The sequence below is a fragment of the Mycobacterium kyogaense genome (genome assembly GCF_003254575.1).
GTDB classification, from domain to species: Bacteria; Actinomycetota; Actinomycetes; order Mycobacteriales; family Mycobacteriaceae; genus Mycobacterium; species Mycobacterium kyogaense.
This window is the reverse complement of the sequence record NZ_QJUA01000012.1, coordinates 88,806-102,522: the sequence shown is the minus strand read 5'-3', so window position 1 is coordinate 102,522 and position 13,717 is coordinate 88,806. Positions and strand designations below refer to the sequence as shown.

Below are 13,717 nucleotides of genomic sequence, written 5' to 3'. Positions count from 1 at the left end.
TCCATCATCGCAAAGCTGCGATGGGGAAGAATCCAGCCATGGCCCGCCTCGTCCTGATCGCCACCGGCGGCACCATCTCCACCAGTGCCGATGCCGACGGTGTCAAACGCCCCACCCGCTCCGGCACCGAGCTGACGACCGGTCTCGGTGTCGACGCCGGTGTCGTTGTGGAGGTCGTCGAAGCGATGCGCAAGGACAGCTCTCAACTGGTGCCCGCCGACTGGGACGTCATCGGGGCCGCAGTGGCCGACGCAGACCGCGAAGGTGCCGACGGTGTCGTTGTCACCCACGGCACCGACTCGCTGGAAGAGACCGCGCTGTGGCTCGCGCTCACCTACTCCGGCGCGGCCCCCGTCGTCGTGACCGGCGCTCAGCGCAGCGCCGACGACCCGGACGCCGACGGGCCGGCCAACCTGCGCCAGGCGCTGGCCGTCGCGGCCGATCCGGCGATGCGCGGCGCCGGTGTCGTGGTGGCCTTCGCCGGTGAGGTGTTCGCGGCACTCGGCCTGACCAAGGTCAGCACCGACAGCGACCAGAGCTTCGCAGGGCGCGAGCCCGGCACGCGTCCCCGCCTGGGGGCGTTGCGCGCCGCCGACGCGCCGAGGGTCGACATCGTGGCCGCCTACCCCGGCGCGGACAGCACCGCGCTCGACGCGTACGTGGCAGCGGGGGCCCGCGGTGTGGTGATCGAGGCGCTGGGCGCCGGCAACGTGGGCGCAGCCCTGATCGACGGCGTGTGGCGGCACTGCGCAGCAGGAGTGATGGTGGCGGTGTCGACGCGGGTGCCCGGCGGCCGCGTCAATGCCGGCTACGGCCCGGGCCGTGACCTGGTCAGCGCCGGGGCGGTGCTGGCGCCGACGCTGCGTCCACCGCAGGCCCGCGTGCTTCTGATGGCGGCGCTGGCTGCCGGCTCACCGGTCGCCGACGTCTTCGCCCGCTGGGGCTGACTCGGCGCCGAGCTGTTCCACGAACTCCGGCCAGTCCAGGCTGTCCACGGGATTGGCTCGCGACAGTCCGGGGTCGTCGCCGCGGAACGTGCGAGCGATGCCGGGTCCGTGTGCCCGGGTCTCGAAGCGGACCGTCATCACGCCGTGCCCGGCGCCCTGCACCCAGCCGTGGCCGTGTTCGGTGTGCGACACGTCGTCTCCGATCCGCCAGCCCGGCGCGGTCGCCGCGACGTCGGTCCGCGTGTCCGGCACGCCCATCTCGGGGGCCTGGGCCGCCGAGGACAGGGTCGTCAGCTCCGTATCGGCGAACAGCGGCTCCTGACGGACCTCGGTCAGTCCCGAGAAGCCCACGCCCACAAGGCGAACGGGCCCGATCTCCACCGGATCGAGCAGCAGTTTGCGCGCGGTGCCGATCAGCGTCGCGGCCTCGGTGGTCGCGTAGGGCAGCGTGGCCGACCGGGTGAGGACGCTCATGTCGGAACGCCTGAGCTTGACCGTGATCGTGCGGGCGCCGCGGCCGTCCTTCTCCAGCCGACGGTGTGCGTGGTCGCCGATCGGTCCGATCGCCTCGCGCAGCTGCGCCAGCGTGATCAGGTCCTCGGCGAACGTCGACTCGGCGCTGATCTGCTTGGCCGGCGCGTTCTCGGCGACCGGCCGGTCGTCCACGCCGCGGGCCAGCCGGTGCAGCGCCGGCCCGATCGTGGCGCCCAGGATGTCGGCCACCTCCGCCTCGGTGAGCGCCGCCAGCGCGCCGATGGTCTCGACACCCAGCCGGTGCAGTCTGTCCTCGGCCACCGGACCTATCCCCCACAACCGGCGCACGGGCAGACTCGCGAGCAGCGCCACCTCCTCGTCGCGGTCCACCACCCGGACACCGTCGGGCTTGGCGAGGCCCGACGCGATCTTGGCGATCTGCTTGCCCGACCCGGCGCCCACCGAGGCCACCAGACCCGTCGTCGCGCGCACGTCGGCCCGCAGCCGCTGGCAGAACGCCTCGACCTCGGCGGCGCTCGCACCCGCGAGCTCGATCGGCTCCCCGAACGCCTCGTCGTACGAAAGCTGTTCGAGGACAGGCACTGTGGACCGCACCGTCTGGAAGACACGGCGGCTGGCCAGTCCATAGACCACGCCGCGGGGCGGCAACACCACCGCGCCCGCGCCCACCAGCCGGCGAGCCTGATGCATCGGCATCGCCGACCGCGCCCCGAACCGGCGCGCCTCGTAGCTGGCCCCGGCCACCACCCCGCGGCCGCCGAGGCCGCCGACCAGCACGGGCCGGCCGCGCAGCGTGGGTCGCGTCAGCTGTTCCACGGACGCGAAGAACGCGTCCATGTCCAGGTGCAGGACCCATCGCGCGCCCACACCGCTGACTGTAGGCGGCTAGCGTGGGCGACGTGCACGACGTACCGATCCGCGACGAGACGATCCGCCTCGGCCAGTTCCTGAAGCTGGCCAACCTGATCGACACCGGCGCCGACGCCAAGGGCGTGATCGCCGACGGCCTGGTGTCGGTCAACGACGCCGTCGAGACGCGCCGCGGCCGTCAGCTGCGCGCAGGCGACGTGGTCACCTTCGGCGGGCAGAGCGCGAGAGTCGGCTGACGATCAGACCTTCGCGAGGCTGACCCGTACGCCGTCGCCGATCTCGGCCCCGTCCACGGGCTCCCCGAATGCGAAGTCCGTCGCGAGGATCTCACCGGCGATCAGCTCGGCGTGCGCACGCGCCCACTGCTCTTTGTCGGCGGGCACGGACATCACGACCCGGATCCGATCGGAGACGTCGAGGCCTGAGGTCTTACGCAGTTCCTGGAGCTCGCGGATGCGGTCCTTGGCCCAGCCTTCGGCCTCCAGCTCCGGGGTGAGCGTCCCGTCGAGCACGACCAGGCCGGCACCGTCGGGCAGCGCGGCGGTCCACTCCGGGTCCGCCGCGACCAGCTTCGAGGTGAACTCCTCGGGCAACAGGACCGCGGGCCCGGCGGTCAGCGTGCCGTCCGGATTGAGCACCCCTTCCCCCGCCTTGACGGCCTTGATCGCCGCCTGGACGTCCTTCCCGATGCGGGGACCGGCGGCGCGTGCGTTGACGGCCAACTCGAAGCGTCCGTGCGCGGCGATGTCGTCGGTCAGCTCCACCGCCTTGACGTTGAGCTCGTCGGCGAGCAGCTCCCGGTAGGGTGCCAGCCTCTGCGGATCATTCACGGCGACAACGAGTTTCGTCAGCGGCAGCCGCACCCGCAGCTTCTTGGCCTTGCGCAGTGACGAACCCACCGAGGCGACTTCGCGCACGAGGTCCATGTCGGCGACCAGTCGTGCGTCGGCGGGCAGGCAACCCTCCTCCGGCCAGTCGGTCAGATGCACCGAGCGCTCACCGGTGAGGTCGCGCCAGATCCGCTCGGCGGCCAGGGGCAGCAGCGGCGCGGCCAGCCGGCACGTCACCTCGAGCACGGTGTGCAGCGTGTCGATGGCATCGCGGTCCTCCTCCCAGAACCGCGAACGTGACCGTCGCACATACCAATTCGTCAGCGCCTCGGTGAACTGCCGGAGCTGGTCGCACGCCACCGAGATGTCGCAGACGTCCAGCGAGGCCGTCAGCTCGTCGCGCAGCACCGCCAGCTTGGCCAGGATGTAGCGGTCCAGCACGTGGGTCGAGTCGGTGCGCCACGTCCCCTTCTGCGGGGCATAGAGCGCCAGGAACGAGTACGCGTTCCACAGCGGCAGCAGAACCTGGCGCACCCCTTCGCGAATGCCCTGCTCGGTGACCACCAGGTTGCCGCCGCGCAGGATCGGCGACGCCATCAGGAACCAGCGCATCGCGTCGGACCCGTCCCGGTCGAAGACCTCGGTGACATCGGGATAGTTGCGCAGCGACTTGCTCATCTTCTGCCCGTCGTTGCCCAGCACGATGCCGTGGCTGACGCAGGTGCGGAACGCGGGCCGATCGAACAGCGCGGTGGCCAACACGTGCAGCGTGTAGAACCAGCCACGGGTCTGGCCGATGTACTCGACGATGAAATCCCCGGGGAAGTGCGACTCGAACCAGTCCTGATTCTCGAACGGGTAGTGCACCTGACCGAACGGCATCGAGCCGGAGTCGAACCACACGTCGAAGACGTCCTCGATGCGGCGCATCGTGGAGCGGCCCGTCGGATCGTCGGGATTGGGCCGGGTCAATTCGTCGATGTAGGGCCGGTGCAGGTTGTCCGGGCGCACCCCGAAGTCGCGTTCGAGGTCGTCGAGGCTGCCGTAGACGTCGACGCGCGGATAGGCCGGATCGTCGGACTTCCACACCGGGATCGGGCTGCCCCAGTAGCGATTCCGCGAGATCGACCAGTCGCGCGCCCCGGCCAGCCACTTGCCGAACTGACCATCCTTGACGTGCTCGGGATACCAGGTGATCTCTTGGTTCAGCTCGACCATCCGGTCGCGGATCTCGGTCACCTTGATGAACCACGACGACACCGCGCGGTAGATCAGCGGATTACGGCAGCGCCAGCAGTGCGGATAGGAGTGTTCGTAGGTGTCGTGACGCAGCAACACCGCGCCGTTGGCTGCCGCCGGGCCGGTGCCGTTCTTGAGGTCGCGGATGATGTGCGGGTTCGCCTCGAAGACGTGCTGCCCCTGGTAGTCGGGCACGGTCGCGTCGAAGCGGCCGCGCGCGTCGACGGGGGTGACGGCCACGATCCCGCCGGCGGCTGCGGTGGTCATGTCGTCCTCGCCGTAGGCAGGCGACATGTGCACCAGACCGGTGCCGTCCTCGGTGCTGACGAAGTCGGCGGGCAGCACCCGAAACGCGTTAAGCGAGTCCATGAAATACGGGAACGGCGGCGTGTAGGTCACGTCGAGCAGATCACGGCCGGTGTAGGTGGCGAGAACGGCGGGCTCGTCCCCGAGCTCGCGGGCGTAGGCGCCCAACCGGGCCTCGGCGATCACGTAGCGCCGCCCGTCGTTCTCGACGACGACGTAGGTCACCTCGGGGTTCACGGCGACGGCCTGATTCGACGGCAGAGTCCACGGCGTCGTCGTCCAGATGAGCAGGTGGGCGCCCGCCAGCTCGGCCACCGGCCCGCCGGTGATGCGGAAGCCGACGGTCAGCGCCGGGTCCTGCCTGCTCTGGTAGACGTCGTCGTCCATGCGCAGTTCGTGGCTGGACAGGGGGGTCTCGTCGTTCCAGCAGTACGGCAGCACGCGGTAGCCCTCATAGGCCAGCCCCTTGTCCCACAGCTGTTTGAACGCCCACAGCACCGACTCCATGAAGCCCAGATCGAGGGTCTTGTAGTCGTTGTCGAAGTCCACCCACCGGGCCTGCCGGGTGACGTAGCTGCGCCACTCCCCGGTGTATTTGAGCACCGACTCCCGGCATGCTTCGTTGAACTTCTCGATGCCGAGCTCGTCGATCTGCGCCTTGCTGCTGATCCCGAGCTGGCGCTGGACCTCGAGTTCGGCGGGCAACCCGTGGGTGTCCCAGCCGAAACGCCGCTCGACCTTGTATCCGCGCATCGTGCGGTAGCGCGGCACGATGTCCTTGACGTAGCCGGTGAGCAGATGTCCGTAGTGCGGCAGACCGTTGGCGAACGGAGGCCCGTCGTAGAACACGTACTCGGGCGCCCCGTCGCGGTTGGCGATGCTCGCCCGGAACGTGTCGTCACGGTCCCAGTAGTCGAGGACCTCGAGTTCCACACTCGGGAAGTCGGGCGATCCACTCGCCGGCTTGGGGTACGCGCTCACCGTCTGTCTCCTGTGCCAACCATCAGGCACGGGGACGACGTCGCGCGGTGCGCGAGCGCCGCGGTACCACCCCGCTTGCGCACCTGGGGTGCGCCGCTCGTTCGCGGGCTGTGACGGGCCCACCCGTTCGGGTCTAGTAGGCGCTACGTACGCCGTTCTTCCGAAGGCTCCCCGGTGATGGCCGGATCGACGCCAGTGCCCGCCAGTCTAACGGGGACGGCTACAGCGGTGCGCCGGCGTCGGAGGTGATCTCGATCAGCGCGAGGCCGAACTGCTCGGCCATCTCCTCGACCGAGTAGCCGTCCAGCCGAGCCGCGTCGTAGGTCCAGTCGACGGTCAGCCCGTCGGCGGTGCGGCGCACGTGCACCTGGAGCGGAGTCTCCGGCGCGCCGGCAGCGGTGTCCACCGCCAGCGTGATGTCGGCGGGCGAGTGGGGGTGGTCCGCGTCGGGCAGCAACGCGTTGTGCGCTCCCTGCAGCATCTCACTGGGACCCATCGGCCGGCCGGCCGCGCACAGCAGCGTGACCGGGTGCGCGGGCGCCACTGCCGCGCTACGGACGGTGACGGCGACAGCACCGTCGCCCCGGGTGCGGCCGAACGCACGACCGAGGGCGGCGAGCAGGATCTCCTCGCTCCGCACACCGAGCCACTCCGCTGCGTACTCGAGCTCCGCGGCGAGTTCGCTCGACGGGGTGCTTGCGCACGACACGAACTGCGGCGGTGCCGACCCCGCCGGGGCCCGGTCGAAGATGTCCAGCGCTATCGGCGCTGCGGCGACCACGGCGTGCTTGACCTCGTCGGGCAGGAAGGGAGCGACCATGCAGCTAACCGTAGCGCGGATGTCCCAGAATTGGGAGACTGCTCCCAAAACTGTGACGGCCGTGTCAATTAAGGAAACTCTGACCTGTTTGCCCTGAGGGCTGCCCCGGCGGCCGTCCGCGGTTTACAGTGTTCAGGTGCCCAGGACCGACGAGAACGGCAGACAGCTCAAGGCGTTGCTCGACTACCTGCTCGACGGGGAGATCGACGCCAAAGACATCTACGACGCACTCGGCACGTCCAGCAGCACGTACTACCGGCGGATCAAAGAGGCCGACTACCCGAACGCCGAAGAGCTCCGCCGAGTCGCCGATCGCTTCGACCTCAGCTATCCCGATCTCCAGATCCAGTTCGGTCTGATGACCCGCCAGGAAGTGTTCACCTACGTCGAGTCCGCCCGCGCCTCGGTGGCGACCCGACAGACGCCGGCGGCCACCGTGACGTCAGGGACCCAGCGCAGGCCCCGCCTGTCCGAGCTGACGCCCCGCCTCGACGCCCCGCCCCTGTAAGAGACAGACCCCCGATGGCCATTGCAACTCTCATCGCGATCACGCTGCTGTGCATCGCGTGGAGCTTGTGGATCCGGCGTGTCACCTGGTCCTCGCGCTGGGAGGTCGCCGCCACACTCAACATCGCCCTGCAGGGCGTCGCCGTGTTGCTGATGTCGCCGTGGGCCTCCGAGACCGTGGGCCACTGGCTCTATTCACTGACGGGCAAGTGGAACCTCGAGGACTACATCGGCCACGATGCCTACATCGTGGCGGCATCGGCAGTCGTCTACAACACCCTCGGCCGGCTGGAATCCGACCACGCGATGCACCAGCGTTTCAAGCAGTTCGTCGAGCGGCCGGCGACGCTGTGCATCCCGCTGCTGCTGGCCGCGTTCTGGATGGGCAACGGCGCGGCGCTCTACCGCCCCGACTTCTTCGATGTGCCCACCGACCTGTGGCTGAACCTCTACTGGCTGCTGCTGTGCGGGATGCTGATCTACCTGCTCATGTACGGTTCGCGGGCGCTACTGATCCTGCGCACCGATCCCCGCTCCCGACACGTCGCCAACATCTACCTGTTCGCGTCCGCGATGGGGATCATCGCGTGCGTGGTGCGGGTCGTGACCGCGCTGATCCCCACCCTGCAGACCGTGCAGGGCACCACGCTGGTGTGGGTGTTCGCGTGTGCGTGTGGCGCCGGCTTCGCGCTGACCTCCGCGCATTCGTGGCGGCTGCGCACCAAGTGGTTCACCCGCGCTGGTACCTGACAGCGTCGCGGGCACGCAGCAGGAACTCGGTCGTCCTGTCGTAGTCGGGGCGCGGCCCGTCGATACGCCATTCATCGACGATGGCGCGAGCGACCTCGCGCAGCTTCAGATTGCCGTTCTGCGACAACGACTTCAGTAGTTCGAACGCGTCCTCGGCGGTCAGCCCGAAGGCCGACATGAGCATCCCTTTGCACTGCTCGATGGCGGGCTGGCTGGCCAACCGGTTGTGCAGCTGGCTCACCTTGGCCTGCAGTTCTGCGATCAGCACGGGGTCGGGAGCCGGCACGACCGGCGGCTCGATACGCACATGGGACAAGCGGCCGTCGATGGCTTCGACCGCTGACGCACGGACCAGAAGGGTGATCGACCGGCCGTCGCGCCGAGCGGCGCGGTCCAGACGCAACACGCACTCGGCGGCGAGGTGATCCGCGCCGCCGGCGTCCACGGTCACCGACTCACTGCCGGCCGGCGAGAACGCCGTGTTCACCGCGTCGACGACGGCGGTGGCGTGCTCGGCGTCCACCACACCGGCGACCGCCACGTCGGCGTCCGGGGCGGCGAAAACCCGGTAGGCGCCCCCGCTGTGGCTCACGAACGGATGCAAGCAGATGAGGTCGGCCGCGCCGTCGAGTTCGGCCATGTCATAGGCGCACAGCGCAGACACGGGGAAGCGCGCCATCTGCTGATCGACGAGAATCTCGAAACGCGCGAACGCCCGACGCTGGGCTTCAGTGCGCGCGACCGGGGTGGCGTCCACCACCGCGCGGAAGCCGCTGTGACCGTCGGCGACGGCCCGTTCGGTCGCGGCCACCCGCTCGGCTACCGACGCCTCGGGGTCGACCACGCCGGTCCCGGGAACGAAGCTGTAGAACTGTTCCGCAGGGATGACGGTCACGGGCGCGTCGGCGACGTCTGCACTCATGGTCTTACGCACCGCGGTCAGTTCCGCGGTCAGCGAGCGGGAGCTCCCGCCGCCGACGAACACCACGAACTGGCCCTGCCGCACCCCGTCGGTGAGGTACTCCGCGGCGCGGCGGTGGAATTCGCGGCGGTCGCGGTACCCCCAGCCGAGGTGCCCGAACGGCGTCAGGCCGGCCGCCGACCCGACGACGCCGTGAAGCCGGCTGGTCATTGCCTCACCCCCGTCCGCCCCACCCTCAGACAGTATGCAGCCACAGATATGTCGCGGCACGATTGGGCAAATCGCGACGCTGACGTCAAAATTGACGGTCGCGCCCGCCTGTCCCCTATCCACTCAGCGAAAACAGCGATACCATGGCGCGGGCGCCGGACGAGGAATAGTCGCTTCCGCTCTGCCGCCTGGCGACGACGTGGACCGCGATTGCAGTGTTCAGCAAACAGCACTGACCCGAGTCGCCACCCCGGGCCGACTCACACAGCTGTGGCGGTGACGTCGGAGAAGGGCGCCCCGAAATCCGGCACCGGCCGGTAACCGCGGCTCCGGGCCACCGCCGCACCACGCCGGATCAGTGCCGCCGTGGTGACGAACCCGGCCTGGTCGCTGACCACGAACGGGGTCAGCAGCCGGTTGTGGACGAAGCCGAAGGCCAACCCGCGCTCCGGGTCCGCCCACCCCAGCGAGCCGCCGAGACCGACGTGCCCGAACCCGGGCAGGATGCCGAAGAGCGGCAGTCCGTGATAACCCAGGTGGAACGACAACGGCATGATCAGGCTGTGATCGGGGCGCAGGCTGCGCCTGCCCACCAACGCCGCGGCCGTCTCGCGCGACAGGAACTGCGTGCCGTCGATGCGCCCCTCGTTGGCGATCGCGCCGTACATCCGCGCCAAGGCCCGGGCGGTGGCGACGCCGTTGGCCGCCGGGATCTCGCCGTCGAGCAGCGGGGTGTCGCCCTGCACGAACGCCTTGACGCCGGGGAAGTACATCGCGCCGAAGCCCGCCGAGATCGGCAGGGCGGCCAGGTGCGGCGCGACCAGGTTGAACAACGGGTTCTGGAGTTTGCTCTGCGGACCGATGATGCGAGCCGGCTGCGTCGGGGCGTGCACCGGCGGACGCCCGAGGTGCAGCCCGTCGGTGTTCAGCGGTGCCGCCACCTCGCTGCGGATCAGCTCGCGCATCCCGATGCCCGTCACCGACCGGGCCAGCCCCGACAGCAGCCAGCCGAACGTGAACGCGTGATAGGCCGGGCGGCCGATCAACCAGCTCGCGGGCGCTGCGGCGAGCCGCTCCTCCATCACGAAGTGGTCCATCAGGTCGGTGCCTGCGGCACCGTTGAGATGCGACAACCCTGCCCGATGCCGCATCGCGTCGCGCACCGTGATCTTCGCCTTGCCGTTGGCGCCGAACTCCCGCCAGTACTCCGACACCGGCGCGTCGTAGTCGATGAGGCCGCGGTCCGCGAGTCGGTGGATGACCGTGGCGGCCACGCCCTTGGTCGCCGAGAACACCATGGGCGCGGTGTCGGCATTCCAGTGCCGCCGCCCCCTACGGTCTGCCCAGCCGGTCCAGACGTCGACGACGGGCTCACCGTTGAGGTACACCGCCAGGGCGCCGCCGCCGAATCGGCGGTGCGGGAACATCTGCTTGAAAGCCCGGACAGCCCATGAGAAAGCGGGGTCTGCAGCTCCCTGCACCCCGTGGGGAAGCGCGCCGTCGCGCTCGTCGGAATTGACGCCCGTCACAATGGAACGAACATACGCCTCGGCTCGGCAAAGCGGTGCGGAGTTACCGATTCGTTAGTCTAAAGATTTTGCCGGACTGTCCGAGGCGTCCAGGATCTGTTGGGCAGCAAGGGCCGGCGTCAGCTCCCCGTCGCGCACCGCGCGCTCCACCTCCGCGCGCATCTCGCGAACGCCCGGATGCGACAGCACCCGTTCCAGTACCGCGTCGCGCACCATCGACCACGTCCATTCGACCTGTTGAGAGCGCCGCCGCGCCTCGAACTCCCCCGCCTCGGTCAGCACGTCGCGGTGTCGCAGCACCGTCGCCCACATCTCCTGCAGACCCGTGCCCTCCAGCGCGCTCATCGTGAGAACGGGTGGGCGCCAGAGGGTTTCCCGGGGGTAGAGCAAACGGATCGCCCCGGCCAACTCACGTGCGGCAGCCTTCGCCTCGACCGCGTGTTCGCCGTCCGCCTTGTTCACCACGACGACGTCGGCGAGTTCCAGAACGCCCTTCTTGATGCCCTGCAGCGAATCCCCGGTCCGTGCCAACGTCAGGAACACGAACGTGTCCACCATGTTGGCGACGGTCACTTCGGACTGTCCGACTCCGACGGTCTCGACCAAGATCACGTCGTAGCCGGCGGCCTCCAGCAGCACGATCGTCTCCCGGGTCGCCTTGGCGACGCCACCGAGCGTTCCCGACGTCGGCGACGGGCGGATGTAGGCGTCCGGGTGCACAGCCAGCCGCGCCATCCGGGTCTTGTCGCCGAGGATCGAGCCGCCCGTGCGTGTCGACGACGGGTCGACGGCCAGCACCGCGACGCGGTGCCCCTGCTCGATCAGATACATGCCGAGCGCCTCGATGGTCGTCGACTTGCCCACCCCGGGCACCCCGGTGATGCCGACGTGCAGGGCGCTGCCCGCTTCGGGCATCAGCTCGAGCAGCAGCTCCTGGGCTCGTTGGCGGTGATCGGCGCGCGTCGACTCGACCAGGGTGATCGCGCGGGCCAGCGCCGAGCGGTCGCCGCCGCGCAACGCGGCAGCGAGTTCGTCGGGAGAGGTCATCTAGCTCAGCGCGTAGCCGAGGCGCTCGCCGAGCTTGGTCAGCAGACCGATCGCGGCGTCGGCGATCACGGTGCCCGGCGGGAAGATCGCGGTGGCGCCGGCGGCGTAGAGCTCATCGAAATCGCCCGGTGGGATGACACCGCCGACCACGATCATGATGTCGGGCCGGCCGACCTCGGCCAGCGCGTCACGCAACGCGGGCACCAGCGTCAGGTGTCCCGCCGCCAGCGACGACACCCCGACCACGTGTACGTCGTTGTCGGCGGCCTGACGCGCCACCTCGTCCGGCGTGGAGAACAGCGAACCGACGTCGACGTCGAAGCCGATGTCGGCGAACGCCGTCGCGATCACCTTCTGCCCGCGGTCATGACCGTCCTGGCCCATCTTCGCGACCAGGATGCGGGGCCGGCGGCCGTCGGCCTCGGCGAATTTGGCCACCAGCTCGGTGGCGCTGCTGACATTGCTGGCCATACCCACCTCGTCCCGGTACACCCCGGCGATCGTCCGGATCTCGGCCTGGTGCCTGCCGTACACCTTTTCCAGTGCGTCGGAGATCTCTCCGACCGTCGCCTTGGCGCGCGCGGCGGCGATCGCCAGCGCCATCAGGTTGTTGCCCAGCCCGTCTTCTCCGGCCCGACCGGAAGCCGCTGCGGCACGGCACAATTCGTCGAGGGCGGCCTGGGTGGCGGCGTTGTCGCGTTCGCCACGCAGCTGCTCCAGTTTGGCGATCTGCTCGGCGCGCACCCTGCTGTTCTCGACCTTGAGGACCTCGATCTCGTGGTCCTCGTCGACCTGATAGCGATTCACTCCGATCACCGTCTGCTGGCCGGAGTCGATGCGCGCCTGGGTACGCGCGGCGGCCTCCTCGATGCGCAGCTTCGGAATGCCCTCGTTGATCGCCTGCGCCATGCCGCCGTGCTCGGCGACCTCGCGAATGTGCTCGCGCGCCTTCTCCGCGAGCTGGTGGGTGAGCCACTCCACGTAGTAGGAGCCGCCCCACGGATCGATGGGCCGGGTGGTGCCCGACTCCTGAGCCAGCAGCAGCTGGGTGTTGCGGGCGATGCGCGCCGAGAAGTCGGTGGGCAGAGCGAGCGCCTCGTCGAGGGCGTTGGTGTGCAGCGACTGCGTGTGGCCCTGGGTCGCCGCCATCGCCTCGACGCACGTGCGGGCGACGTTGTTGAACGGGTCCTGCGCGGTCAGTGACCAACCGGATGTCTGCGAATGGGTGCGCAGGGACAGCGATTTCGCGTTCTCGGCGCCGAACTCGGCGACCAGCTCACTCCACAGCAGGCGCCCGGCACGCAGCTTGGCGACCTCCATGAAGAAGTTCATCCCGATGCCCCAGAAGAAGGACAACCGTGGTGCGAAGGAGTCGATGTCCAGCCCGGCGTCGAGGCCGGCCTTGATGTACTCGACGCCGTCGGCCAGCGTGTACGCCAGCTCGAGGTCGGCGGTGGCCCCCGCTTCCTGGATGTGATAGCCCGAGATCGAAATGCTGTTGAACTTGGGCATTTTCACGCTGGTGTAGCCGAAGATGTCGGAGATGATCCGCATCGAGGGCTTCGGCGGATAGATGTAGGTGTTGCGGACCATGAACTCTTTGAGGATGTCGTTCTGGATGGTCCCGGCGAGCTTCTCCGGCGGCACACCCTGCTCCTCGGCGGCCACCACGTACAGCGCCAGGATCGGTAGCACCGCGCCGTTCATCGTCATCGACACCGACACCGAGCCCAGGTCGATGCCGTCGAAGAGCTGGCGCATGTCCAGGATCGAATCGATGGCCACACCGGCCATTCCGACGTCACCGGCCACCCGGGGGTGATCGGAGTCGTACCCGCGGTGGGTGGCCAGGTCGAAGGCCACCGACAGGCCCTTCTGACCGGCGGCGAGGTTGCGGCGGTAGAACGCGTTGGATTCGGCGGCCGTGGAGAACCCGGCGTACTGACGGATGGTCCACGGCTGGTTGACGTACATCGTCGGATAGGGCCCCCGCACGAACGGCGGCAGTCCGGGCAGGCTGCCCAGCGGGTACCCGGCGGCGACGGCGTCGTCGCGGTCGGCGCCGATGTAGACGGGTTTGACGTCGATGCCCTCGGGGGTGACCCAGTCCAGCTGGTCGGCCGTGTAGCCGTGCGCCTCTGCCGCCGCGACGGTCGTCTCCGTGACCTGCTCGGGGGTCGGCGCGGCGACGTCGGCGTCGGCACGCAACGGGACGTCGGCGAAACTCTCGATGGCCGTGTTGCGGGGTTCAGTAGCGGTCACCT

Annotated in this window: 11 protein-coding genes; 4 read left to right on the top strand and 7 right to left on the bottom strand. The window is 69.3% G+C overall.

Annotation, left to right across the window (positions count from 1 at the left end):
• The first annotated feature begins 38 nt into the window (after positions 1-38).
• Complete coding sequence (locus DMB80_RS11405; RefSeq protein WP_111509947.1) at positions 39-947, top strand: asparaginase; 909 nt, start codon at positions 39-41, stop codon at positions 945-947.
• On the opposite strand, the gene DMB80_RS11400 is transcribed toward DMB80_RS11405, so the two are convergent.
• Positions 912-2,309, bottom strand: coding sequence for a DNA polymerase IV (locus DMB80_RS11400; protein ID WP_111509946.1), 1,398 nt, complete (start codon positions 2,307-2,309; stop codon positions 912-914). The genes DMB80_RS11405 and DMB80_RS11400 overlap by 36 nt on opposite strands.
• A 23-nt stretch (positions 2,310-2,332) precedes the next feature.
• On the opposite strand from DMB80_RS11400, the gene DMB80_RS11395 reads away from it, so the two are divergent.
• On the top strand, positions 2,333-2,548 hold the full coding sequence (locus DMB80_RS11395; RefSeq protein WP_111509945.1) for an RNA-binding S4 domain-containing protein: 216 nt from the start codon (positions 2,333-2,335) through the stop codon (positions 2,546-2,548).
• 3 nt (positions 2,549-2,551) lie between these two features.
• Here DMB80_RS11395 and ileS read toward each other — a convergent pair whose 3' ends face one another.
• Entirely contained in the window at positions 2,552-5,698 is a 3,147-nt protein-coding gene (gene ileS / locus DMB80_RS11390; RefSeq protein ID WP_420812166.1) for an isoleucine--tRNA ligase, read from the bottom strand.
• A gap of 190 nt (positions 5,699-5,888) precedes the next feature.
• A complete protein-coding gene (locus DMB80_RS11385) occupies positions 5,889-6,488 on the bottom strand; it encodes a hypothetical protein (RefSeq protein WP_111509943.1) in 600 nt (199 codons plus the stop codon).
• A 136-nt stretch (positions 6,489-6,624) separates the two neighbouring features.
• On the opposite strand from DMB80_RS11385, the gene DMB80_RS11380 reads away from it, so the two are divergent.
• Together DMB80_RS11380 and DMB80_RS11375 are read left to right on the top strand one after the other, a co-directional pair.
• A complete protein-coding gene (locus DMB80_RS11380) occupies positions 6,625-6,996 on the top strand; it encodes an XRE family transcriptional regulator (RefSeq protein ID WP_111509942.1) in 372 nt (123 codons plus the stop codon).
• A 14-nt stretch (positions 6,997-7,010) separates the two neighbouring features.
• Positions 7,011-7,745, top strand: a complete 735-nt coding sequence (locus tag DMB80_RS11375; protein ID WP_111509941.1) for a hypothetical protein — start codon at positions 7,011-7,013, stop codon at positions 7,743-7,745.
• Here the strand turns inward: DMB80_RS11375 and DMB80_RS11370 are convergent.
• The 4 genes from DMB80_RS11370 to scpA all read right to left on the bottom strand — a co-directional run bounded on the left by DMB80_RS11370 (position 7,726) and on the right by scpA (position 13,715).
• Positions 7,726-8,877: an MEDS domain-containing protein gene (locus DMB80_RS11370; protein ID WP_111509940.1), complete on the bottom strand. Its 1,152-nt coding sequence runs from the start codon at positions 8,875-8,877 to the stop codon at positions 7,726-7,728. The two genes, DMB80_RS11375 and DMB80_RS11370, sit on opposite strands and share 20 nt — an antisense overlap.
• Positions 8,878-9,137: 260 nt before the next feature.
• On the bottom strand, positions 9,138-10,406 hold the full coding sequence (gene lipL, locus DMB80_RS11365) for an esterase/beta-lactamase LipL (protein ID WP_111509939.1): 1,269 nt from the start codon (positions 10,404-10,406) through the stop codon (positions 9,138-9,140).
• Positions 10,407-10,460: 54 nt separating this feature from the next.
• Complete coding sequence (gene meaB, locus DMB80_RS11360; protein WP_111509938.1) at positions 10,461-11,453, bottom strand: methylmalonyl Co-A mutase-associated GTPase MeaB; 993 nt, start codon at positions 11,451-11,453, stop codon at positions 10,461-10,463.
• The gene (scpA, locus tag DMB80_RS11355) at positions 11,454-13,715 is read right to left on the bottom strand and encodes a methylmalonyl-CoA mutase (protein ID WP_111509937.1); all 2,262 of its coding nucleotides are present in this window, start codon (positions 13,713-13,715) and stop codon (positions 11,454-11,456) included.
• Positions 13,716-13,717 lie beyond the last annotated feature (2 nt).

What these genes read in the sequence shown, in the direction of transcription:
- DMB80_RS11370 (WP_111509940.1), bottom strand. Translation starts at nt 8,877, where the DNA reads ATGACCAGCCGGCTTCACGGCGTCGTCGGGTCGGCGGCCGGCCTGACG.
- DMB80_RS11385 (WP_111509943.1), bottom strand. Translation starts at nt 6,488, where the DNA reads ATGGTCGCTCCCTTCCTGCCCGACGAGGTCAAGCACGCCGTGGTCGCC.
- DMB80_RS11405 (WP_111509947.1), top strand. Translation starts at nt 39, where the DNA reads ATGGCCCGCCTCGTCCTGATCGCCACCGGCGGCACCATCTCCACCAGT.
- DMB80_RS11375 (WP_111509941.1), top strand. Translation starts at nt 7,011, where the DNA reads ATGGCCATTGCAACTCTCATCGCGATCACGCTGCTGTGCATCGCGTGG.
- meaB (WP_111509938.1), bottom strand. Translation starts at nt 11,453, where the DNA reads ATGACCTCTCCCGACGAACTCGCTGCCGCGTTGCGCGGCGGCGACCGC.